This window comes from Sanyastnella coralliicola, assembly GCF_030845195.1.
Taxonomy (GTDB): Bacteria; Bacteroidota; Bacteroidia; order Flavobacteriales_D; family Sanyastnellaceae; genus Sanyastnella; species Sanyastnella coralliicola.
The window spans coordinates 67661-89980 of record NZ_CP132543.1 but is presented as its reverse complement, the minus strand read 5'-3'; the positions used below and the strand labels follow the sequence as shown (position 1 = coordinate 89980).

22 protein-coding genes are annotated in these 22320 nt (G+C 46.6%); 14 read left to right on the top strand and 8 right to left on the bottom strand.

Annotated elements, in window-relative coordinates; genetic code table 11:
• Positions 1-32 precede the first annotated feature (32 nt).
• The 11 genes from RA156_RS00370 to RA156_RS00320 all read left to right on the top strand — a co-directional run bounded on the left by RA156_RS00370 (position 33) and on the right by RA156_RS00320 (position 12733).
• Positions 33-488, top strand: coding sequence for a single-stranded DNA-binding protein (locus RA156_RS00370; RefSeq protein ID WP_306641842.1), 456 nt, complete (start codon positions 33-35; stop codon positions 486-488).
• 96 nt (positions 489-584) lie between these two features.
• Positions 585-1853 (top strand): gliding motility-associated protein GldE, encoded by a 1269-nt coding sequence (gldE, locus tag RA156_RS00365; protein ID WP_306641841.1) that lies wholly within the window; start codon positions 585-587, stop codon positions 1851-1853.
• Positions 1843-2415, top strand: coding sequence for a gliding motility lipoprotein GldD (gldD, locus tag RA156_RS00360; RefSeq protein WP_306641840.1), 573 nt, complete (start codon positions 1843-1845; stop codon positions 2413-2415). Before gldE ends, gldD begins: the two co-directional genes overlap by 11 nt.
• 1 nt (position 2416) lies before the next feature.
• Complete coding sequence (locus RA156_RS00355) at positions 2417-3145, top strand: type III pantothenate kinase (RefSeq protein WP_306641839.1); 729 nt, start codon at positions 2417-2419, stop codon at positions 3143-3145.
• Positions 3135-4532 (top strand): hypothetical protein, encoded by a 1398-nt coding sequence (locus RA156_RS00350; RefSeq protein ID WP_306641838.1) that lies wholly within the window; start codon positions 3135-3137, stop codon positions 4530-4532. The genes RA156_RS00355 and RA156_RS00350 overlap by 11 nt, the downstream gene beginning before the upstream one ends.
• Before the next feature lie 15 nt (positions 4533-4547).
• The gene (locus RA156_RS00345; protein ID WP_306641837.1) at positions 4548-5903 is read left to right on the top strand and encodes a tetratricopeptide repeat protein; all 1356 of its coding nucleotides are present in this window, start codon (positions 4548-4550) and stop codon (positions 5901-5903) included.
• Positions 5903-6490 carry an LPS export ABC transporter periplasmic protein LptC gene (gene lptC / locus RA156_RS00340; protein ID WP_306641836.1) on the top strand — a complete coding sequence of 196 codons (588 nt, stop codon included), beginning with the start codon at positions 5903-5905 and terminating at the stop codon, positions 6488-6490. The genes RA156_RS00345 and lptC overlap by 1 nt, the downstream gene beginning before the upstream one ends.
• Positions 6491-6603: 113 nt before the next feature.
• The gene (locus RA156_RS00335) at positions 6604-6849 is read left to right on the top strand and encodes a hypothetical protein (RefSeq protein WP_306641835.1); all 246 of its coding nucleotides are present in this window, start codon (positions 6604-6606) and stop codon (positions 6847-6849) included.
• A 106-nt stretch (positions 6850-6955) separates the two neighbouring features.
• A complete protein-coding gene (locus RA156_RS00330; RefSeq protein WP_306641833.1) occupies positions 6956-8179 on the top strand; it encodes a hemolysin family protein in 1224 nt (407 codons plus the stop codon).
• Positions 8180-8238: 59 nt separating this feature from the next.
• Complete coding sequence (locus RA156_RS00325; protein WP_306641831.1) at positions 8239-10323, top strand: peptidylprolyl isomerase; 2085 nt, start codon at positions 8239-8241, stop codon at positions 10321-10323.
• Between the two features lie 157 nt (positions 10324-10480).
• Positions 10481-12733: a T9SS type B sorting domain-containing protein gene (locus RA156_RS00320; RefSeq protein WP_306641829.1), complete on the top strand. Its 2253-nt coding sequence runs from the start codon at positions 10481-10483 to the stop codon at positions 12731-12733.
• On the opposite strand, the gene RA156_RS00315 is transcribed toward RA156_RS00320, so the two are convergent.
• Positions 12722-13249 carry a class I SAM-dependent methyltransferase gene (locus RA156_RS00315; protein WP_306641827.1) on the bottom strand — a complete coding sequence of 176 codons (528 nt, stop codon included), beginning with the start codon at positions 13247-13249 and terminating at the stop codon, positions 12722-12724. The genes RA156_RS00320 and RA156_RS00315 overlap by 12 nt on opposite strands.
• A 93-nt stretch (positions 13250-13342) precedes the next feature.
• Here RA156_RS00315 and RA156_RS00310 point away from each other — a divergent pair, with 93 nt between their 5' ends.
• Positions 13343-14773, top strand: a complete 1431-nt coding sequence (locus tag RA156_RS00310) for a lipopolysaccharide biosynthesis protein (RefSeq protein ID WP_306641826.1) — start codon at positions 13343-13345, stop codon at positions 14771-14773.
• Here RA156_RS00310 and RA156_RS00305 read toward each other — a convergent pair whose 3' ends face one another.
• From RA156_RS00305 to RA156_RS00285, 5 genes are read right to left on the bottom strand one after another with little or no spacing between them, the layout of a single operon-like run.
• Entirely contained in the window at positions 14774-15202 is a 429-nt protein-coding gene (locus RA156_RS00305) for a DUF2147 domain-containing protein (protein WP_306641824.1), read from the bottom strand. It lies immediately after the preceding gene.
• Positions 15203-15207: 5 nt separating this feature from the next.
• On the bottom strand, positions 15208-16134 hold the full coding sequence (locus tag RA156_RS00300) for a YihY/virulence factor BrkB family protein (protein WP_306641823.1): 927 nt from the start codon (positions 16132-16134) through the stop codon (positions 15208-15210).
• Between the two features lie 6 nt (positions 16135-16140).
• Positions 16141-16983 carry a carboxylating nicotinate-nucleotide diphosphorylase gene (nadC, locus tag RA156_RS00295; protein ID WP_306641822.1) on the bottom strand — a complete coding sequence of 281 codons (843 nt, stop codon included), beginning with the start codon at positions 16981-16983 and terminating at the stop codon, positions 16141-16143.
• Between the two features lie 47 nt (positions 16984-17030).
• Positions 17031-17417 carry a DUF4783 domain-containing protein gene (locus tag RA156_RS00290; protein ID WP_306641821.1) on the bottom strand — a complete coding sequence of 129 codons (387 nt, stop codon included), beginning with the start codon at positions 17415-17417 and terminating at the stop codon, positions 17031-17033.
• Between the two features lie 43 nt (positions 17418-17460).
• Positions 17461-18570 (bottom strand): acyltransferase family protein, encoded by a 1110-nt coding sequence (locus RA156_RS00285; protein ID WP_306641819.1) that lies wholly within the window; start codon positions 18568-18570, stop codon positions 17461-17463.
• A 12-nt stretch (positions 18571-18582) separates the two neighbouring features.
• Here RA156_RS00285 and RA156_RS00280 point away from each other — a divergent pair, with 12 nt between their 5' ends.
• Both RA156_RS00280 and RA156_RS00275 read left to right on the top strand, forming a co-directional pair.
• A complete protein-coding gene (locus tag RA156_RS00280) occupies positions 18583-19059 on the top strand; it encodes a 23S rRNA (pseudouridine(1915)-N(3))-methyltransferase RlmH (protein ID WP_306641818.1) in 477 nt (158 codons plus the stop codon).
• A complete protein-coding gene (locus tag RA156_RS00275) occupies positions 19056-20444 on the top strand; it encodes a hypothetical protein (protein WP_306641816.1) in 1389 nt (462 codons plus the stop codon). The genes RA156_RS00280 and RA156_RS00275 overlap by 4 nt, the downstream gene beginning before the upstream one ends.
• Before the next feature lie 47 nt (positions 20445-20491).
• On the opposite strand, the gene atpC is transcribed toward RA156_RS00275, so the two are convergent.
• Positions 20492-20725: an ATP synthase F1 subunit epsilon gene (gene atpC / locus RA156_RS00270; RefSeq protein ID WP_306641815.1), complete on the bottom strand. Its 234-nt coding sequence runs from the start codon at positions 20723-20725 to the stop codon at positions 20492-20494.
• A 2-nt stretch (positions 20726-20727) separates the two neighbouring features.
• The gene (atpD, locus tag RA156_RS00265) at positions 20728-22239 is read right to left on the bottom strand and encodes a F0F1 ATP synthase subunit beta (protein WP_306641814.1); all 1512 of its coding nucleotides are present in this window, start codon (positions 22237-22239) and stop codon (positions 20728-20730) included.
• Positions 22240-22320 lie beyond the last annotated feature (81 nt).

The following is a 22320-nucleotide window of genomic DNA, read 5'->3' as shown; positions in this document are numbered from 1 at the left end:
TAAACTGCCTTATATATTGCTACCTTTGTTCTATGGCAGGTATAAACAAAGTAATCCTCTTAGGGAATCTCGGAAAAGACCCTGAGCTCAGACATACACAAAGTGGAGTAGCAGTATGCTCATTCCCAATCGCAACTTCAGAAACATACACTGATCGCAACTCTGGCGAGAAGCGTACCCAAACAGAATGGCACAATGTTGTGCTGTGGCGTCGTTTGGCTGAAACTGCAGAAAAATACCTACACAAAGGTTCTCAGGTGTACATCGAAGGAAAGATTCGCACACGTTCTTGGGAAGATGAAAGCGGACAGAAGCGTTACACTACCGAAGTAGTTGGTGACGTTATGCAGTTGCTTGGCCGTCCTGAAGGACAAGACAACCGCCAGGCGCAGGCGCCACATCCAGCGCAAGCGGCTCAGCCAGCTCAAGCAGCACAGACAACGCAAGTTGGTCAAATGGACGAAGGGGCAGACGACCTCCCGTTCTGATGTTGAACGAATCTTTAGAGTTTGGAACCTCCGAGTGAACTTCTCTTCATATTCTCTTCCTTATTAAGCACTGCATTTATTGTGCCCACGCTTGTCATGCTTTTGCTACTGGTGTGTAGTGCCTTGGTATCTGGTTCAGAAGTCGCCTTCTTTTCCATCGGCCCAAGTGAACTGGCTTCTCTAAGAGAAGAAGAGTCGACCTCCTCTGAACGTATTTTGAATTTGATTGAAGCCCCAGACATTGAAACGGGGCCTCGCAACTTGTTGGCCACCATTCTTGTGCTCAACAACTTCATCAACATCCTGATCATTCTCCTATCTACTGTGGTGATGGGGCAAATTTTTCCTCCAGGTAGCTTAAGCGCTATCGCGGAAATCTTGATCAACGTAGCAGGAATTACCTTTCTGATTGTCCTCTTCGGTGAGGTCATTCCAAAGGTTTATGCGACCAACTATAACCTGCAGCTCGCTCGTTTCATGGCTATGCCATTGCAAGTGAGCGAACGTATCTTCTTCCCTTTCTGGCGACCGCTGGTTTGGATGGGTAGCGCCATTCAAAATCGTTTTCCGAACAATTCTACTGCCTCTGTTTCTGTAGAAGAACTGGAACACGCCTTGGAACTAACTGACACCGAAGGACGGAGTGAAGAAGAAAAGAAGATTCTCGAAGGAATCGTCAGTTTTGGCTCGAAAGATGTGAAACAAATAATGACGCCACGAACCGATGTCACTGGCTTCAACATTAATACCAACTGGGCTGACTTATTCAATGATGTGATTGACAGCGGACACTCCCGTATTCCGGTATATAAAGACAGTATTGACGAGATCGCTGGCATCCTGTACGTGAAAGACCTTCTCCCTCATTTTGAGAAAGAGCCAGAAAACTGGAATGTGTTGCTTCGCAGTCCATTCTTCGTTCCAGAGAATAAGAAGATTGATGATCTGTTGCGCGAATTCCAAGAGAAGAAGATTCACCTGGCTGTAGTCGTTGACGAATACGGAGGAACCTCTGGAATCGTGACCTTAGAAGACGTCATCGAGGAAATCGTTGGTGAGATTACCGATGAGTTTGATGAAGAAGACATCAACTACTCAAAGCTCGATGAAAATAATTACATCTTCGAAGGAAAGACAGCCCTGATAGACATTTATCGATTGCTCGACATCGATGGTGACCCGTTTGAGGCGGCCAAAGGCGATAGCGATACCCTTGCCGGTTTCGTAATTGAGCAGGCTGGTAAAATACCTTTGAAAGGTGAGCGTTTTGAGTTTGATTGTCTCCAATTCACCGTTGATGCATCAGATAGAAGAAAAGTAAAGCGCGTGAAGGTGACCAAAGTTGAACTCCCTGATGAAGAATAACATCCTCATTCTTTGCTTGCTCGCATTGATCGCCACCTTGACTTCTTGCGAAGAGAACTATACGCCTCGTCCACGTGGGTATTTCCGTATTGACTTCCCCGAGAAAACGTATGACGTATATACTACGCGTTGTCCGTTAACGACAGAGATACCTGTTTACAGCAAGGTCGAGATCTTAGATGCAGGTAACGACACCTGCTGGTTCAACATCGTGATGCCGCGCTATAATGCCCGCTTGTATTGCACCTACCTGACGGTAGACCAAGACATCCATTTGATGATTGACGATGCCTACAAGTTTGCATTCAAGCATGAGATGAAGGCTGAAGCCATCGCTCGAACAGAACTACATGTTGATTCAACACGTGTTCACGGGATGGTGTATGACCTCCAAGGAGATGTCGCATCACCGGTACAGTTCTATGTTACCGATAGCACCAACCACTTCCTGCGTGGCTCACTCTATTTTGACCATGCTCCCAATGCCGATTCATTGGCACCAGTGGTTGACTTCATACGCCGCGACATCACGCACATGATGGAAACCGTCAAATGGCAGTGATATGAATCTGGTGATCGACCACGGCAATACACGCGTCAAACTCGCCTTCTTCGACGAATCCAATTCCCTTGTGGACCTTATGGAAATCAGTAATGAGGCGAATCTATCTATTGAAACAGTAGAAGAAAGCTACTCGCTGGATGACATCGAGCACGTTTTCTATGCTGCTTCAGGACATTTTAACGAAGCTTTTATCAATGAATTGAAGGCTGAGTGTAACGTCTTGGTCTTTGACGCCGTCACACCATTGCCGATCGAAGTGCATTATGACTCACGCGCTACTGTTGGAAGCGATCGCCTCGCGAATGTGGTGATGGCAGCAGTGGCTAGCGAAGGAAATGCTTTGGTGGTAGACATGGGTACATGCGTGACTTACGACATCTTACATGAGAACACCTTCATTGGAGGTGCAATTTCTCCGGGATTGTTGATGAGAACCAAGGCAATGAACCAAATGACCGCCCGTTTACCAGAGGTTGACATTCCAGAAGAGGTTGCTTTGATCGGTGACTCCACCCAAAAAGCGTTGCAAAGTGGCACGCTGAACGGTTGGATTCAAGAGATTAACGCAATGACTCAAGCTTATGAAGATGAATTGGGCCCTTTATTCAAGGTATTTACAGGTGGTGATGTTGTTCATTTTGACCAAGGTGCAAAAAGTCCCATTTTTGCAGACCCTTATTGGACACTTAAGGGATACCACGAAATTTTACGCTTCAATGCGAAGTAAACTTGCACTCCTACTTGTACTGATGCTCAGCTCGCTATTCGCGGAGGCTCAGCTCTCTAACCTGTCGCCATATTCACGCTTTGGATTGGGTGACCTCTACCAAGGAGGAAACGTGGGTACCTTTAGCCTAGGTGGCAGCCGAACGGCCTTCAATGATCGCTACATGATCAATGGAGACAACCCAGCAACCTACGGTTACCTGTTCAACACCACCTTCCAAGCTTCAGCTCGTATTCAACAATTGCGTTTAACACAAGGCGACGCTACTCAAGAATTGAGTGGTGGTAACCTAGACCAGTTCCTCATCGGCTTCAAACGTGGAAATGCTAAGACCGGATTTGTGTTGGGAGTAACGCCGTATTCTACAAGTGGCTACAGCATCTCTTCTGAGATCACAGATGACATTGGTGATATTACCTACAGCTACGAAGGCAATGGTGGTATCAATAAGGCATTCGTAGGTGCTGGACGTAAATTTGACATTTACGAATACCGCTACTGGAGAGACAACACCGGTGTGGCTTACGATAGTCTTAAAGTGGTGAAGCATTCCTTTGGTTTCGGAGCCAACGTGAACTACTTCTTCGGAAACATCAGCCAGACACGTATTGTGGACTACGATGATGTGACTTTCATCGACACGCGCGCCATTCGCAACACACGACTTTCAGATGCCGGAGTAGAGATTGGAGCATACTACGAAGGAACACTCAAGGCAACCTACGATAAGGACAAGCGCTTGATCTCAAGAAGCAAGGTTAAAGCAGGTTTGACTTACTCTCCGAGTATTGAGATGAACACACGCTTGGAGGAAACAATCGAGCAGACCATCACCAACTCAGGCGTGATCTTCCCGTTGGATACAAGCTTAGCTATCGAAGGACGCGGTATCTCTGAGATCCCTGATCGTCTGCGTTATGGCTTGGGGTATGAATACCTAAGTCCGGAAGGACGCACCTTCGCTGCTTACGCTGACTTCGAGCAGCGCGATTGGAGCAGCTACCGTACGGTGATTGATGATGAAGAAATCACCCCAGAGTTGGCCAATAGTTCAGAGTTGACCTTTGGCTTCTCTTTTACACCTCGTCAAATTGATGACGAGGCCAATGTTTTGGCGAAGACCCAATACCGCATAGGAATGCGCACTGCAGACACCTATTACGTGGTAAACAACGAGCAAATTACCGATCAAGCGGTATCGCTCGGTTTCTCGATGCCGATGATTAGTTCACGCTCTGCAAGCAAATTCCATTTTGGCATGGAGTTTGGAACTAGAGGGGTGAACGACGGTGTACTATTGAAAGAAGACTATTTGAACATAATGATCGGAGTAACACTTACTCCTTACTTCAGAAACGCCTGGTTCGTACAGAGAAAATACGACTAAGAAAAATTGAGATCAATGAAACGCATTGCCGGACTTTTAACCTTGATGATGATGACTGCATTCACTGCAGTTCAAGCGCAAGACGATTCGAAATACGGAGAAACGGAAGAGCAGCAAATCCGTTGTAAGGAAGCTTTGAGTGTTTACAAGAGCTTCAAAAAGCAAAAGAATTACGAAGACGCTTACCCAGCATGGCAAGAAGCATGTGAGGTATGTCCTCCTAAAGTAAGCCAGAACCTTTACGGCCACGGTTCAACTTTCATTAAGAATGAGTTGAAAAACGAAAAGGAAGACAAAGAGCGCAAGAAAGTATTGGTTGATTCACTTTTCGCGAACTACGACAAGTGGAGAGAGCTATACCCAGAAACAAAGAAGAAGCCATTGAATGGTTGTGAAGTTCTTTCACGTAAAGCGGGTGATTTCTACAAGCTTTACAAGAACAAGCACCAAGAAGCCTATGCTATGTTCAAGGAAGTACTTGATTGCATGGGTGAGCAAACACCAGCTTCTGCCATTGACGGTTACTACCGTTCACTGTTCGAAGTATCGAAGATGGCTTCTGAAGAACAACAAGATCAGTACTTGTCAGATATCTTGACTGACTACTTGATGCTACAAGATTACATCGACGCTAGTTTGAAGCGTGAAGAGAACGAGAAGATCTTGGAGCAGTACAGAAAAGTGAAAGGAAACGTTGACGAAATCTTTGTTCTCGTAGCACAGTGTGATCAGATGGTTCCTGTATTGAAAGCGAAAATTGAAGCAGAGCCTGACAATTTCGAGCTGAAGAAGAAAGTGCTTCGTTTGATGAATAAGAAGGACTGTACAGACAACGACATCTTCCTTCCAATTGCGAAAGAAGTATACGCACAAGAGCCATCAGCTCCAGCCGCATATGCTATCGGTATCGGATCTGTGAAAGGTGGAGATATGCGAGAAGGACTGAAATACTTAGAAGAAGCAGTTGAGCAGTGTGGAGATTGTTCGGACAAGGAGAACTACCTGTTGAAAGCAGGACAAGTTGCCAGCTCATTGAAGCAAGGATCGAAGGCTCGTTCTTACGCGAATAAAGTACTTCAGATCAACCCGAACAGCGGTGCAGCTTACCTCCTTCACGGAGACGCTATCGCGGGAATGGCTAGCCAGTGCGATGACGGCGCGATCGGATCACGAATGGTATACAGCTTGGCGTACGATTACTACGCTCGTGCGAAGAGCAAAGACTCTTCAGTAGCTGACGCAGCGAACAAGAAAATGGCTCAGATGAAGAAACAATTCCCTTCGAAGGAAGACATCTTCACCGTAGGTAAGAAAGAAGGACAGTCATTCACGACTTGCCTTGGAGAATCTACAACGATCCGAATTCGTTAATGAATAGCTCATTTACATTGAAATACTTGATTCCGGTTGCCTTGGCGGCCGGAATCTTTGTTTCTTGTAGTAATGACATCGACGAGATCAAGGCCCTTACTGAAGACCAAGATCTCGCGGTGCAAACGGTTGAGAACGGCACCTACTTCTACACCAGTGAAGGGGTGCTTTCAAATAAACTGGAAGCCGCAGTTCTCGAACGTTTTGAAACCACTGACCCACGCATTGAGGTCAGCGGTGGCTTCACCCTCACTATTTACGATAGCCTCGAACAAGTAGAAGCTACCATGGTAGCTCAAACCGGAACCTTCTGGGACACGGAAGGTCGATTAATCGCCCGCGAAAACGTCATCCTCACCAATGTAGACGGAGACAAACTCGCCACCGAAGAACTCATCTGGGTGCAAGACAGCGACCTCGTCTACACAGACAAACACGTTGTTATCACCACCGAAGAAAGCGTCATCCGAGGAAAAGGCCTCATCACAGACAGCAGGTTCAAGAAACGCGAGATGAAGGAAGTGAGCGGAACGATGTACATAGAAGACGAAGAGTTAGAATTAGAGGAAGAAGGAGAGACAGAATAACAAGGAGAATTAGAATAAGAGTTAGATTTAGAACCAGAAAACCACGTACCACGTACCACGTACCACGCACTACGAACTACGAACCACGAACCACGAACCACGAACCCATCCCCATGAGCCAAGACCCGAATCTCGAACGTGAAAAGAACAATGCCGTGATGCGCATCCACAAGATTGCGGAAGTCTTTTGGTTGATTGTAGTGATTGTGACCCTAGCGATTACAGCGTACTGGTGGTATACCGGTGAGCTTGCTGAGCGCAAGGTTGGATTGGTCATGCCAGCCATTGCTTTGTTGTGGTACTTCCTGCGTAGAAACGTGCGCCGTCGTTTAGAGCGCACATTGGGTACCGACGAATAAGATGTTTTTAGTTAATTTGTTGTTGAATCATTCCCCGTGCTGAATGGACTATGACAGTTGGGTTATCATTGCCCTTTCCCTTCTCTTTTCCGCCTTTTTCTCCGGTATGGAGATCGCCTTCGTGTCAGCGAATAAGCTGAAGGTTGAGCTTGACAATAAGCAAGGCAAATGGACCGCACGGATCCTAAGTATCTTCTTTAAACGTCCGAAACTGTTTATTGGAGCGATGCTCGTGGGGAACAACCTCGCCCTGGTATTCTATGGTATCGAGGCTGGAGCCACCACCGCACAACTCATCTTTGGCGTAGAAGATTGGAGCATGGCCACCACGGTGAGTCCGTACCTCGTGTTGGCGGTTCAGACCATCATTACCACTATCATCATCCTTATCACAGCCGAATTCCTACCGAAATCCATCTTCCGAATCAATCCGAATGGTTGGTTGAATGTGTTCTGTGTACCGCTGTTGCTCTTGTTCTATATCCTTTTCATTCCTGCGTGGTTTGTGACGGGGTTGAGTAAGATCTTCTTGCGTAGCGTGTTCAAAGCGAACACCGAAAACGAAGAAGCGGTTTATGGTGCCGTTGACCTCGACCATTACCTCAAAGAGATCACTCAGAACATGGATCCTGATGAGGACTTAGAGAATGAGATCCAGATTCTTCAGAATGCCCTCGACTTTGGTCAGTTGAAAGCACGTGACTGTCTGATTCCCCGCAATGAGATCATTGCGGTGGATGTGGAAGAAGACCTGCTTGACCTGCGAGCGAAGTTCATCGAGACAGGGTTATCGAAAGTGGTGGTATTCCGCGATAGCATAGATAACATCATTGGTTATGTGCACGTGCGCGACTTGTTCAAGAAACCTGAGCACATCACCAAGATCTTGATGCCCGTATTCATCATACCGGAACCTATGCCGGCGAATGACATTCTCGAAAACTTCATCAAGAAGAAGCACAATCTGGCTGTTGTTGTGGATGAGTTTGGAGGCACCTCTGGGATCATCACCATTGAAGACATTGTAGAGGAGATCTTCGGAGAAATCGAAGACGAGCACGATAAAGAAGAACTGGTCGAGAAAAACCTCGGACCTGGTCATTATCAGCTCAGTGCACGTCTTGAGATTGACTACCTCAATGAAGAATACGACTTCAAGCTTCCTGAGCACGACGACTACGACACCCTTGGTGGTTTGATCATCCATCACACCGAGGATATCCCGAACGTGAACGACATGATCACTGTCGATGATTATTCGATTCGCGTAGTTCGCGTCAACCAAGCACGCATCGAGCTCGTAGAGCTTCGTTTTGAAGTAGACGACTGACTTTCATAAGTCACGGTGTTTCCGTATATTCGCGGCTCTAAAAATTTAAAGCTGTAAACATGGCAGTGCTCGAAAAAATCCGTTCTGTTCAGTGGTTATTATTCTTAGCCCTTGTTCTTCTCGGTATTGGTATGATTGGTTTCTTGGTTCCTTTTGACGCGGTACAAGCGCTTTTAGGACAAGGTAACAGCCAAAGTGTAGGTGAGGTTGACGGAACGTCAATCAGCGTAGTTGACTACCAAACTGCACTTCAAACGCGTAGAGATCTATTCAACTACACGAACAACCAGTCGCTCGAAACAGAGGTATGGAATGACCTTATCGAGAAAAACATCCTGACAGACGACTACATGGCTCTTGGCCTAGACGTAAACCAGGAGGAGTTTGACGAAATTCGTTTTGGAGAACACATCTCTCCATACATGCAACGTACTTTCTACCAGGGAGGTGTCACACCAGAAGCGAAAGAAAACTGGCGTAACACATTCTCACAGATGTACAACGATGAAGTGGGTCCTGGACGTAAGAACTACGAAGGATACGCGAACGTCATCGTTGCAAAGCGTCTACGTGAGAAGTACAACACGTTGGTAGAGCGTGGTATCTACGCGAATACACTCGAAGCGAAGTACGAGCATACTTCAGGACAAGAGAAGGTGAACATCGATTACGTATTCGTGAAGTACGATGCTATTCCTGATTCAGTGGTAACGGTGAGTGACAGCGACGTACGTGCGTACTACAACCAGCACAAAGATGATCCGGAGTACCGCCAGCAGAAAGGACGTAACATCGAGTTCATCAAGATTCCTGTGGAAGCTTCACAGGCTGATATCGATGCCATCAACGCTACTCAGCAAGCAGTTGCTGATGAGTGGAGAACACTAGAAGATGATTCAGCATGGGTTGCTGGTCAAGCTGGTCGTTACATCGCTCGTTCAATGAAAGAGAAAGATGCACTCACTGAAGGTGACAAGGCACTCTTCGCTGCAGGCGTTGGGAACGTTGTTGGACCTTACGAAGATGGTGGTGTATCTAAAGTAGCTAAGATTGTTCGTATCGAAGAGCTTCCTGATTCGACAGTAAGCTGTCGTCACATCCTTTTGAAGTCTGAGAATAAAAACGATGCAGCGGAGATCGAAATGTTGACAGCACGAGCTGACAGCATCAAGCGTCGTTACAAAGCAGGTGAAGATTGGGATGATCTATGTAAGCGTTTCAGCGAAGACCCAGGATCTGCAAGCAACGGTGGGGTTTATGAAAACTTCCCACGCGGACAAATGGTGAAGCCATTCGAGAACTACTGTTTTGATAACCCAGTAGGAAGCATCGGTGCAGTAGAAACAAACTACGGTATCCACTTGATCGAGGTAACTGGTCAGCAGTGGACAAGCTCTACAGCGCAGATCGCTGAAATAAGCGTACCAGTTGAAGCTAGCACAGCAACAAAGAAAGGAGCATACAACTCTGCAAGTGACTTCACGATCAACTTCAACAACTTGGAAGCATTCCGAGCTGCAGCTGATACGATGGGTTACGCTGTAACTGAAGCGAACAACCTTCGTCAAGGAGCATCAAACATCTCTACGCTACGTAACGCATCAGAAGTGGTAGGTTGGGCATTCCAATCAGAACTTGGTGAAGTATCGAACCCAATCTTGATTGGGAACGAATACGTGATCGCTGCCTTGAGCAAAGTGATGGAGCCAGGAACACCTCCGTTCGAAAACGTAGAAGAGGAAATGCGTGAAGAAGCTACCAAAGAAGCGAAGGCTGAATACTACCTAGAGAAGCTGGCAGAGGCAGCAAACCTAGATGAGGCGGCACAGATTGCTGGTGTAGAAGTGAAGACAGGACGAAACATCTCATTGAAGAATGCAACGGTACCTGGTTCAGGAGCTTCTCAAGAGCCACAGGTAGCAGGATTGGCCTTTGCGATTCCTTCAGGAAGCATGTCACTCCCGATCAAAGGTGAAGCGGGTGTTTGGGTCATCGCTCCAACAAGCGACATCATCGCCGCAGAAGAAAAAGACAACTACCTTGATGAGCAAGATCAAACAACAACACGCATGCGCTCAGGTGCTGCGAACCGTTTGTTCAACGCCATGAAAGAAGGTGCTGACCTCAGCGATGATCGTCAGTAAGAAATCAGACTATTTGAAATGGAAAAGGCCGTCGATTGACGGCCTTTTTTGTTTGTCTGCACTTTACACCCCGCTCTCAAATCACTCGCCACCAACTCGTTGGGAACGTATTTCATTTAAATGCATATCTTTCGGCCAACATTAACAACGAACTACTATGCTACGCCTTCCTCTAACCCTTTTCGGGGTATTATGTGTGTTCTTCATTTCGGCGCAAGAAACTGATAACTGGACATCCCACTTCAACTCTTCATATTTCACTAAAGCTCACAGTATCGATTTCGGCCATGATGAGATCATCGCAGCATGTGATGTATACTTCGGCCCATTTGGAGAGAAGGACATCAGCATCACCCGCTTTAATGACTCAGGAGAGATTATCTCTTCCTTCGTAATTGGATCTGAGGATGAAGAATCCGGTCGAAATATCATTGTTCGCCGACTCATGAATTCAGACATCCTCATCTCAGGCTACTGGATCGATTATCCGTCACCCAACCGTCATGCATTCGTTGCAAGATTCACAGAGGATGGTGAACTGATTTGGTCAGTGACTCCAGAAGAATCGGAGCAGCATGATTCTCCTAGAGATATTTTTGAGCAGGAAGACGGAAGTATCATTTGGTGTGGATCAACGATAAGTAACTCCTTTGGGGAGACTGATGGATTTGTCGTAAAACTATCGGCCGAAGGAGAACAGCTTTGGTCTAAGCACATTGGCGGCAATAATGATGATCACTTCTACACCATTGAGGTTCATAATGATCTCATCCATCTTGCAGGCAACTCCGAATCACTCAACGGTATTCACCATGGTTTCATCGTCACCTTGAATCAAGAAGGAGAGATTATTAATCAAAAGGCTATTGTAAATACCCACTTGGAGCTCTTCTTCACTTGCGACATGGACGAAGTCGGAAACCTCTTCCTGGCAGGATACACGCGATCAACACTACCCAACGCAAGGGATATTTGGATCTGTAAACTCGACACGGAAGGTGTTCTTGAATGGAATTTCGCCTTTACCGGAGGTTTTGATGATTCTTGCACAGATCTCATTGTTACAGATGATAAAGTTAACGTCGTTTGTAACACCAAGAGCTTTCAAGGAGGCGACGAATCAGTGCTTATCACCCAACTCCACAAAGACTCAGGTGACATCTTAGATTCATTCCTTTATTCCCTTGACGAAGAGAACACCGTCGAAGAAGTTACTGGAGCCGCATGTATTGCGAATAACCACCTCTACTTATGTTCTATACAGTCAATTGGACTTTTCGAAAGCAACTTCATTACCAAGAGACCTATTCATCAACTCACAGATGAATGTAGCTTCGTTCCTTTCACACCCCCGATTGAATATCTATCAGGTGAAATCCAGATCACTGACTTTGCAGACGAAGCATGGACACCGCTTATTTCTTATGAATTGGAGTCAGCCCCATTTGAAATGACCTCGAGTATCACTTGTCAAATCGAGTGCGATGAAGAGCTCGATTTCGACTTGAATCTAGGTGAATGTCCTGGTGAACTCAGTTATGTTTCGATCAACGGGGAATTCGAAAACACAATATGGACCTTTCCCGACGAAAGTTCTATCGATGCGTCATCTATCGAATTCGGGAGCAATGACTCCACCGCATTATCCCTCAATGTGATTGAAGGTATGTGCCTCTATGACACTACACTGGTGTTCTTATCTGACTTCCCCGCTGCATTAACAGATAGTTCATTCACCATTTTTTCTTGTGATACAGAAGTAACGGTCAATGAGACGTTCTTTCATCAGGAATTCGATACTTCGTACCCTTCTCTTCCCTTCTCAATCTCTCCGAGTGATTCGGTATCTGTAATGTTGGAGAATGAATGTGAGACCTCTGTAGTTGAAGTCTATTTCCCTTCCAATGGTCTATGGTTAGATTACTCTGTGACTCAGGACTCTGAATGCCATCCAGCCGTGCTTTCAATAGATGCGTCAGCACAACATAATGCCTATTTAGAGCATGACTTTTCTGTTCTAGACTCTACCTACACTCTCGTGCATGATATCACGGTTATTGTCGAAGACACCCTCACAGGCTGTTCAGGTGAATTTCTAATTGATGCTCCCTATTACGATCCAAACTTGTGCAACACATGTCATCTTGAGTACTACGTGCCCAATGCTTTCAGTCCGAACAACGATGGACTGAACGACAGCTTCGCCCCTTCCATCAGTTGCGATTTAGAGAATTATGAACTGGCTATTTACAATCGATGGGGAGAGCAAATATTTAAAACCAGCTCCGTAGATGACTATTGGAATGGATCTGTGAACTCCGGTGATTATTTCGCACCGAATGGTGTATACACATGGGTAATGAAGCTAGAAGAAGACACGATACGAGGTCATGTAAACCTAATTCGGTGACCTCTCACAAGCGACCCCATAATACCTCGGCGTAAACTGACGTAACAACGGACGAATGCCAAAAGGATGTGGAGAAGGGCTGGTCCATTTCTGGCGGTCTTTGACCTCCCAACCGGCTTTTTCTAGCAGCCAATCAAATTGCCAGTCTTCAAATTCATGGTAGTGGCGATCCCAAGGGTCGGTTTTGCTTTGGTAGGCTGGGGCAAACCAGAGGCGCATCGGGATGGTCGCGATGAGTTTGGGTGCTTCAATTTCGCTTAAGAGTGGGAGTGGATTGAGTACGTGCTCTAGAATTTCAAACGCGGTCACAGCGTCAAAACCTCCCTGTTTGACCGCATCACGTACAAAATCGAGGTCTTCGCCTTCGGTATTCACCACTTCATAGCCGGCTTCTTCCATCCATTCACTGAAGGGATTGCGTACGCCCAAATCTAAGACCTTCGCGGGTGCCGGGAGGTTTTGCTGAAGAAAAGCGAGGGTGAGTTCGTATCTGCGAACAGGGGTCTTTTTATACATCGGTGCGGGGGCCTGTGTGCGTTTCCAAAATTCGACGCAAATTAGGAGAAAATTTGCCGCTTGGGTATTGTAGCGAAACAAGCTTCTAGAAATATGGTCTCGATCATCCTCGGGACCCTCTTTGGTGCGGTGAACACCATCCTTGTCTTGCCGAGGGCTTTTGAAGGCTTCGAAGAAGGTTGGGGGCTCATCAAAGTCTTGACGGCTTACGCCCTCATTTTTGCTCAGCTCTTTCACGGCGGTATTCCCAATGCCATCATTCGCTTTTTCCCGCGTTTAGCGGAAGCAGAACAAGGCCGCTTCTTACGCATTGTCTTTACCATACCGCTGATTGGAAGCGTCCTACTCGGCTTAATCATGGCCGCTGCAGGTCCGGAAGTCATGCAATTGGTGAACGCCAACGATGCCGTACTACTCGAAGGAAACTTTGGGAAGCTCTTTGCCCTTTCCACGGCATTGATCTTCTTCTACGCTCTCAATGGCTTTGTCTCAGCGATCTTAAAAACCACCTTCTTTCAGTTTCTGAATGAGACCTTCTTGAAGGGCTGGTATTTGGTGATTGTGCTCTTCTATATGGGAGGCAAGATTGAATTTGACCAGTTACTCTTGCTTTACCTCGGAGGGTACTTCACCGCGACCATCGTGCTTCTGCTCTTCAGCATACGCCATGGGTTCCGTTTTGAGCGAGGTCCAAATCCGGTTGACAAGAAGGAACTCACCGAATACAGCGCCTACTCCATTCTTGACCGTGGTGCCGGTATTATCGTGAGCAACCTCGATATCATTATGGTGGGGCTGTTGATCGGACTTGACGAGGTCGCCTTCTACACCTTGGCCTTTTACATTGGGGCCGTGACCATGATCCCACAGAAATCGATCATGGCCATCGCCAATCCGCTGACCTCAAAAGCGATCATTAATGAAGACCGCGCTGACCTTACGCATATCTATCGCTTGAGCTCTTTGCTTCAAATGGTATTTGGCGGATTGATCTTTCTCTGTGTATGGGTCTCGATTGATGAAATCATGGTCTTGCTGCCAGAGAAATTCCAGGGCGGCAAATGGGTGGTTTTCTGGATTGGCTTGAGCAAGCTTTTCAATATGGCAACGGGCGTTTCAGGGGGCATCTTGGTGTACTCGAAGTATTTCAAGATGAATTTCCGTCTGAACATTGTGTTGATCGTCTTGACGGGACTCACTAACTACTTCCTCATCCATAAGAGCTATGGAAACTTGGGAATTGAAGGAGCGGCCTTAGCTACTGCCATTACCTTCTTTGTCTACAACGTGATGAAGCTCCACTATGTGAAGCGCTATTTTGGATTGACCCCAGTTACGCGTGCGTACACGATGGTCATCCTGATGACTGCAGCCATGTCGACATTGGTCTTTTGGGAACCAATGCCTGACATGCCTTTTGCAGCGATTATCTTAAAATGTGTGGTGAGCTGTTCTGTATTCCTCGGTGCTGTCTTTGGCTTGAACCTGGCACCGGAAATGATGAATCTGCTGAAGCGGAAGTAATTACTTCACGCGCTCCCAAGTCTGGGTACGGAAGAAGAAGGCTACGTAGCCACGTACATTCAACACGTTTGGATTGTCTTCATCAATCCAGAATTTACAATCGTAGATCTTCCCTGTTTTTGGATCACAGATGGTTCCGTCATCGTACTCATCATCGTCTTTCTCCATGTCGCGAATGATCTCCATGCCGAGGATGCGCTTGTCTTTGCGGTCATCTTCACACTTGTCGCAGTACGGGTCTTGTACCTCGTTCGGCTCGCGGAAAAGCTCTACAATGGTTCCGTAGAGTTTGCCATCGCGTTCCGTAATCTCAACGATAGACTTTGGTTTCCCGGTTTCGTCGTCAATGGTCTTCCACTTTCCAAGAACTGATTGTCCGTTTACTACTACTGCAGCACATAGCATGCATAGTACCATCAAATACTTCATAGTTGTCATTTTTCGAGATCGCTTTTCGCTTTGGCGATGCTCGTGTTCAATTCAAATCCGATCAACAAGATCGTACTGTTCACGTTGATCCAGATCAACAGTATCAAAAATGTACCCAAAGATCCGTACAGGCGGTTAAATGAACTGAAATTGTTCACGAACCAGGCGAATCCTAAGGAGGTCAACACGATCAAGACGGTAGTCAAGGTAGCCCCTGCACTGAGGGTCTTCCATTGCCTAATCTTGAAATCGCCGATGTTATACAAGATGGTGATCGTACCGTAAATGAGCAAGAAACTCAAGATGTACTTGGCGATGTTTAGCATCCATACATTGTCTTCTACCAGGATTCCCAGCGCTATTAATTCTTCGAAGACGACGCCTGAGAAGATGATGACGGAGGTGGCAATAATTACGAAGAGTCCGAGAATCAACATGAGTACCAAACTCACCAAACGTATCACCATGGGGTTACCCCGTGATTCGAGATTATAGGATCCATTGAAACCTAAAAGAATGGCGTTGACACTATTGCTCGCATAGATCACCGAAAGGATAAAACCGATCGAGAAAACAGTGTTGTGACTCTTGATGACCAAATCTTCAATCGTGTCTTCCACCAAGGTGAAGGTGTCTCCTGGGAAGAAACCTTGAATGGCAGCAAAGAGACTTTCTTGAAAGTTCTCAATTGGAATGATTGGAATCAACGAAAGCAACATGATGATCACTGGGAACACTGCCAAGAAAAAACGGAACGAAATGGCAGCTGCACGTGTAGTTAGGGCTCCCTTCTGCACCCCTTCAAAGAAGAAGCGGGCCACGGCATAAAAGCTCAGTCCCTCAAATCCAGGCGGGTGAATTCTCCGCGCTAGGTTGAGGGTGTTCTCTACCAATTGAGAAGCGAGAAACCGATCTAACCAACGTTTGAACATGTATTTCTAGAAAGCTTTGAGGCTCATATCAAGGCTTTTCACGCTGTGCGTGAGTGCGCCCATCGAAATATAATCAACTCCTGTTTCTGCATACCCTCGAATGGTATCTAAGGTGATTCCACCAGAAGCTTCTGTTTCAACACGACCATTGATGAACTTCACCGCCTCTCTTACCTGATCTGGCGTGAAGTTATCGAGCATGATGCGATCTACACCAGGGGCATTGAGTGCCTCGCGTACTTCGTCCATGTTACGTGTCTCTACCTCTACAGGAATGTTCAGGCCTTTCTCTTTGAGGTAATCCATGGTACGACGCACAGCAGCTTCAATTCCTCCAGCGTAATCAACGTGGTTGTCTTTGAGCATGATCATATCGTAGAGTCCGAATCGGTGGTTCTCTCCTCCCCCAATCTTTACAGCACGCTTTTCGAAGTAGCGTAGTAATGGCGTGGTTTTGCGGGTATCAAGCACCTTCGCCCCTGTTCCGTCAATCAAATCAACAACAGAGCGTGTGCGTGTTGCGATTCCACTCATGCGTTGCATCAGATTCAATACCAGACGTTCAGCTGTAAGGATCGAGCGTGCGCTTCCTTTCACGTGGAATGCAATGTCTCCAAACTTTACGCGTTCACCATCTTGAATGAAGGTTTCCATTGTCAGTGAAGCGTCCACTTCACGGAATACCAATTCCGCGATAGCGACACCAGCCAACACCCCATTATCTTTAACTATCAACCTGGCTTGACGCTCAGCATCAGCCGGAATACAAGAAAGTGAAGAGTGGTCACCGTCGCGCACATCCTCTTCGAGGGCCGCACGAATAAAGGCTATGATATCGTAGTCTTCCATGGGGTCAAAGGTATTACGAAAAAGCCCCGCAGCTAGCGGGGCTCATCTCATTCGTATCGTTCTATTCGTAGTTGTTTGATCAACATCTTGTTATCTCCTTTCTTCATAAAGAAAGTGACCCGGAATTTCCCATTGGCCGTCACCAAATCACCAATGCGGTAATGGTCGTCCAATTTCGATTGTCCTTTATGTTTAATCTCAAACTTCGTTGGCTTATTCTCAGAGAAAAAGGCATTTAGCTTCTTCACTACGACGTCACGTGGATACATGTCTTCATCATCGAGGATGGTCAAATCCACGTTGGCGACCAGGTGTTGACCGATCGTTTCGGCATCTCCGGCGCCCAGGGCTTTCGCGATCTTGCCAGAGGCATCACTTTGAGCACTGACTACCACGGTAGCGAGCAATAAGAAGAATGTCATTAATGATTTCATGAATCAGGTTTTGCTTAGGTTATGCAACATTCGAGCCAAAAGCTCATTTCCTTAGCCTAAAGGTATACTTTTCCTTCCACGCATTGAAATGACTGTATGACAGGCTTTTCACAGCGAATACACAAAGAATGGCACCCGCTAAACCGAGGAGAAGGACATAGTAATACAGCATTGATCGATAGGTCAATTCCACGGCAATAGCGAAGCCAACAGTGGCTGGTAAGATCCATCGACCACTTTTCCAAAAGCTTCGTCCACCCTCTGTTTCTTCAAAGGAACTTGCCTCAATTGCTATCAGTAATAGGGCAGCAGAACAAAAGACCAGCTCCAACATCACATGAATGTGGCTGAAATCAGGGATGATCAATAGGTAAAACAAACAAATCAAGCTTCCAGGGATCACAATCAAGCGAATCGGCTTCCGGTAGTTCCGAAAACGCATAAAAGATGATGGATGCAAAAGCAATTGTTGTCCTAACAACGCTCCTAGCATCAGAGGGAAGGCCGCACTCAGAGGATGCCACGGCGCTGGAAGATCTTCGGTAAAGAAGCCAGCACGGAATAACAAACTCAAAGTGATCAGAAAGATTTCTAACCACAAATGCCCTCGTGAAGGGATGAGCCACATGCAGATGGGCCAAATCAGGTGAAAGAGAAATAAGATGCCTAAAGGAACAAATGCCCACACCACAGGGCTCGTCGGAAGCCACTCAATAGAGGCATGCCAAGCCGAGGTCACCGGAAGTAATGCCCAAATACTCAACGACGCATCATTAGCGCTGAACAAAGCATAGCCGACTGCTACTACTGCCAATACCAAGTAGTATGGCAACAAATCAATCGCTCTTCTCCAGAAATAATAGATGATATGGAACGAACCGTATTGACGTTTTTCGGCCGATAGGCTGTAGGTCGACAAGAATCCGGTGAGCACAAAGAATGGAAGGTAGGCGTGGAATGCATAGTATTTCCATACAGTGGGATCCCAAAAGCAATCATATGTGAGTCCAGTAGGTTCATAGATACTATCAACATGTAAACCGTAACAACCAGCTAAGGCAAGCTGAATGAAAAAGAGCAAACGAAGTCTATCTACAGCGGGAAACCACAGTTTTTTCGTTAGTTTTCGTTTTCCTGAAATGCTTGTTGCCATTCGTTTCTAACAATGAAGATCGTACTCATCGCCATCGGTAAATCTACGGAAAGCTGGCTGACAGAAGCCATTTCCATTTATGAGCATCGCTTACGTCGCTACGGAAGCTTTGAATACATCGAAACAGACGACGTTCGTATTCGCGGAGCGAAGATGACGCCTCAAGCTGTGGCTAACGCCGAAGCGGAAAAGGTAACCAAACTGCTACAACCGGGAGACCACTTGATATTGTTTGATGAACGCGGCAAAGACCTCACCTCTTTGCAGTTGGCCGATTGGGTGCAAAAAAAGCAGATTAGCGGACTGAAACGCGTGGTATTGCTCATCGGAGGTCCGTATGGATTCAATGACGAATTGAAGCAACGTGCCAGCGGAAAACTCTCCCTTTCTAAACTCACTTTTAGTCATCAGATGGTACGTGTTTTTGCGATTGAGCAGATTTATCGCGCTCACACTATTCTGAAAGGCGAACCTTACCACCACGAATGAGTATCCCCACGTTCACCTTCGGTAAGATTCCCGTTGAATTCTGGGAGTTCCTGATGATCGTGTTCATCATGATTATCATCTCCGTTGCGGGTTCATATAAGGTGCGTAAGAATGTCAAATTCGATCCGAGTTGGCGGTACTTTCTACCGGGCATGTGGTTCAAAGTGGGTGGAGGTATCTTCTTTGGATTGATTTACACCCTCTACTACGACGGAGGAGACACCACGAGCTACTACGAATGTGCCTTGGCTTTTGTCAACCTCTTTTATCATAGTCCGCTGAGTTTCTTCGAAGCCCTCTTTGGAGGAGGAACCATCGAAATCAAAAGCCTCTTCACTCAGGAAACCGGTTCGCCGCTAGGCTATATGTTCTTTGATGAAAAGACACGTACAGTATTCAAACTCTGTATCCCCTTTGTATTCCTGGGCGCCAAGAGCTACTTCGTCTCTACCGTATTACTTGCCCTGGCCACTTATGGAGGCCTCTGGAGGCTCTATCGCATGTTCGTGAGCTATTTCCCTCACATGTACAAGAACTTGGCTTATGCGGTCTTATTTATGCCTTCAGTAATCTTCTGGGGATCCGGAATTCTGAAAGATAGTTTCACCTTGGCGGCAACCTGCTATTTCATTGTCGCTACCAATGCATTGATCAATCGACATCAACGCAAGTGGCTTCATTGGTTCACTATAGTGGTTGCAGGTGCGGTTATTATCTCTATTAAGCCTTACATCTTGATCATTTTGCTGCCAGGAACCTTCGTTTGGTACTTCTATGACCGCATTAAGTTGATCAAGAATGCCTACTTCCGCTACATCATGGTTCCTTTCATCTATGTGATCATCCTAGGTGGGAGCTACGCCATGCTGGTGGTACTCGGAGATAGCCTAGGGAAATTCGCCCCAGAACGAGCGCTTCAGACTGCCGTGGTGATTCAGAACGACCTCAAACAAGACTATTACGACGGAGCGAGCTTCGATATTGGAACCTTGGAGGCTACGCCGCTGAGCATCGCGTCGAAATTTCCGCTAGCGGTATCGGCTGGTTTATATCGCCCTTTTCTGTGGGAAAGTCGGAATGCAGTGATGTTGTTATCAGGATTAGAGAATCTCTTCATCCTTTTCTTCACGCTGGCGGTGCTTTTCCGAATGAAGTTCAAACGGCTCCGGCAGTTAATCAAGCAATATCCGGTGATCTTGTACAGCTTCGTGTTTGCGATTCTCTTCGCCTTTATGATCGGGGTGACGACGTCTAACTTCGGTGCCTTGGTGCGATTTAAGATCCCGTTGATTCCACTTTACATGGCGTCGATCATCGTCATGCACGGACATCTCAAGGGCGTGAAAATTCGGAATGAACGTCGGCGATTTAAAATTATGAGGTAACAAAAAAGGCGCTCGATGAGCGCCTTTCTAATGTTATAGTCGAGTGATTATCCTGCGAGGATCGTCACCTTGTTGTTCAATACTTCAACGGTTCCCCCATTCACTTCGAAGGTCTGTTCTCCGCTATCGGTCTTGATGCGAACCTGTCCTTTAGCCAAGGTTGTGATGAGTGGTGCGTGGTTATTCAAGATACCAAGACTACCATCCGTTCCTGGGAGGCCAACGTAGCTCGCTTCTCCTTCGAAGATGTTCTTTTCGGGTGAAAGGATCTCCACTTTCATAATTATCCTTGTTTAGCTTCAGCCATCATCTTCTCTCCAGCTTCTTTCACTTCTTCGATAGAACCTTTCAAGTTGAATGCTGCTTCTGGGTAGCCGTCCATTTCTCCGTCAAGGATCATGTTGAATCCTTTGATTGTTTCCTCGATAGGAACCATTACCCCTGCCAATCCTGTAAACTGCTCTGCTACGTGGAAAGGCTGAGAAAGGAAACGCTGTACTCGACGTGCGCGGTGTACGGCCAATTTATCTTCTTCAGAAAGCTCGTCCATACCAAGGATGGCGATGATATCCTGAAGTTCTTTGTAACGCTGAAGGATCTCCTTCACACGCTGTGCACAATCGTAGTGCTCATCTCCTACTACTTCTGGAGAAAGGATACGGGATGTAGAATCTAGTGGATCTACCGCTGGGTAAATACCAAGCTCGGCGATCTTACGAGAAAGTACCGTTGTTGCATCCAAGTGGGCGAAGGTAGTTGCCGGTGCCGGGTCAGTCAAGTCATCCGCAGGTACGTATACCGCCTGAACCGAAGTAATCGAACCACGCTTCGTAGAAGTGATTCGCTCCTGCATCTGTCCCATCTCCGTTGCTAGGGTAGGCTGGTAACCTACCGCTGAAGGCATACGCCCTAGAAGTGCCGATACCTCAGAACCTGCCTGAGTGAATCGGAAGATGTTATCGATAAAGAAGAGGATGTCACGTCCACCACTCTGCTCATCACCATCACGGAAGTACTCCGCTACAGTAAGACCTGAAAGTGCTACACGAGCACGTGCCCCTGGAGGCTCGTTCATCTGACCGAAAACGAATGTCGCTTTCGACTCTTCCATTGCTTTGTTGTCAACTTTAGAAAGGTCCCATCCGCCTTCTTCCATCGAGTGAAGGAAATCATCACCGTACTTCACGATACCTGATTCGATCATCTCACGAAGAAGGTCATTCCCTTCACGTGTACGCTCACCTACTCCCGCGAATACAGAGAAACCATCATATCCTTTCGCGATGTTGTTGATCAACTCCTGGATCAATACGGTCTTTCCTACACCCGCACCTCCGAAGAGTCCGATCTTACCACCTTTCGCATAAGGCTCGATCAAGTCGATTACCTTAATTCCTGTGAAAAGTACCTCAGTCGCAGTCGAAAGATCTTCGAACTTAGGTGCTTCACGGTGGATTGGGTAAGCTCCTTCAGAGCTTACTTCTTTGTTTCCGTCGATTGGAGTTCCAACTACGTTGAAAAGACGTCCTTTAATTTGATCACCAACAGGCATTGTGATTGGCGCTCCTGTTGCCTCTACAGCCATTCCACGACGAAGACCTTCAGTAGAGTCCATCGAAATGGCACGTACTGTATCTTCACCAATGTGCTGTTGAGTTTCAAGAACGAGGCGCTCACCGTTATCACGGTTAATCACGAGTGCATCGAGGATCTTTGGAAGTTCGCCTTCTCCTTCGAAGGTTACATCGACAACAGGTCCAATTACCTGTGCCACTTTACCATTATGCTGAGACATATCAGAATGGGTTACTTATGGGTCTAAAATCGCGTGCAAAAGTAAGGTGATTCAAACGGTTAAACAATGAATGTTCAAAAA

What these genes read in the sequence shown, in the direction of transcription:
- RA156_RS00280 (WP_306641818.1), top strand. Translation starts at nt 18,583, where the DNA reads ATGAAGATCGTACTCATCGCCATCGGTAAATCTACGGAAAGCTGGCTG.
- RA156_RS00300 (WP_306641823.1), bottom strand. Translation starts at nt 16,134, where the DNA reads ATGTTCAAACGTTGGTTAGATCGGTTTCTCGCTTCTCAATTGGTAGAG.
- gldE (WP_306641841.1), top strand. Translation starts at nt 585, where the DNA reads ATGCTTTTGCTACTGGTGTGTAGTGCCTTGGTATCTGGTTCAGAAGTC.
- RA156_RS00355 (WP_306641839.1), top strand. Translation starts at nt 2,417, where the DNA reads ATGAATCTGGTGATCGACCACGGCAATACACGCGTCAAACTCGCCTTC.
- RA156_RS00370 (WP_306641842.1), top strand. Translation starts at nt 33, where the DNA reads ATGGCAGGTATAAACAAAGTAATCCTCTTAGGGAATCTCGGAAAAGAC.
- RA156_RS00335 (WP_306641835.1), top strand. Translation starts at nt 6,604, where the DNA reads ATGAGCCAAGACCCGAATCTCGAACGTGAAAAGAACAATGCCGTGATG.
- RA156_RS00305 (WP_306641824.1), bottom strand. Translation starts at nt 15,202, where the DNA reads ATGAAGTATTTGATGGTACTATGCATGCTATGTGCTGCAGTAGTAGTA.
- RA156_RS00315 (WP_306641827.1), bottom strand. Translation starts at nt 13,249, where the DNA reads ATGTATAAAAAGACCCCTGTTCGCAGATACGAACTCACCCTCGCTTTT.
- RA156_RS00325 (WP_306641831.1), top strand. Translation starts at nt 8,239, where the DNA reads ATGGCAGTGCTCGAAAAAATCCGTTCTGTTCAGTGGTTATTATTCTTA.
- RA156_RS00310 (WP_306641826.1), top strand. Translation starts at nt 13,343, where the DNA reads ATGGTCTCGATCATCCTCGGGACCCTCTTTGGTGCGGTGAACACCATC.
- RA156_RS00290 (WP_306641821.1), bottom strand. Translation starts at nt 17,417, where the DNA reads ATGAAATCATTAATGACATTCTTCTTATTGCTCGCTACCGTGGTAGTC.
- atpD (WP_306641814.1), bottom strand. Translation starts at nt 22,239, where the DNA reads ATGTCTCAGCATAATGGTAAAGTGGCACAGGTAATTGGACCTGTTGTC.
- lptC (WP_306641836.1), top strand. Translation starts at nt 5,903, where the DNA reads ATGAATAGCTCATTTACATTGAAATACTTGATTCCGGTTGCCTTGGCG.
- RA156_RS00320 (WP_306641829.1), top strand. Translation starts at nt 10,481, where the DNA reads ATGCTACGCCTTCCTCTAACCCTTTTCGGGGTATTATGTGTGTTCTTC.
- RA156_RS00285 (WP_306641819.1), bottom strand. Translation starts at nt 18,570, where the DNA reads ATGGCAACAAGCATTTCAGGAAAACGAAAACTAACGAAAAAACTGTGG.
- RA156_RS00350 (WP_306641838.1), top strand. Translation starts at nt 3,135, where the DNA reads ATGCGAAGTAAACTTGCACTCCTACTTGTACTGATGCTCAGCTCGCTA.
- gldD (WP_306641840.1), top strand. Translation starts at nt 1,843, where the DNA reads ATGAAGAATAACATCCTCATTCTTTGCTTGCTCGCATTGATCGCCACC.
- RA156_RS00275 (WP_306641816.1), top strand. Translation starts at nt 19,056, where the DNA reads ATGAGTATCCCCACGTTCACCTTCGGTAAGATTCCCGTTGAATTCTGG.
- atpC (WP_306641815.1), bottom strand. Translation starts at nt 20,725, where the DNA reads ATGAAAGTGGAGATCCTTTCACCCGAAAAGAACATCTTCGAAGGAGAA.
- nadC (WP_306641822.1), bottom strand. Translation starts at nt 16,983, where the DNA reads ATGGAAGACTACGATATCATAGCCTTTATTCGTGCGGCCCTCGAAGAG.
- RA156_RS00330 (WP_306641833.1), top strand. Translation starts at nt 6,956, where the DNA reads ATGGAGATCGCCTTCGTGTCAGCGAATAAGCTGAAGGTTGAGCTTGAC.
- RA156_RS00345 (WP_306641837.1), top strand. Translation starts at nt 4,548, where the DNA reads ATGAAACGCATTGCCGGACTTTTAACCTTGATGATGATGACTGCATTC.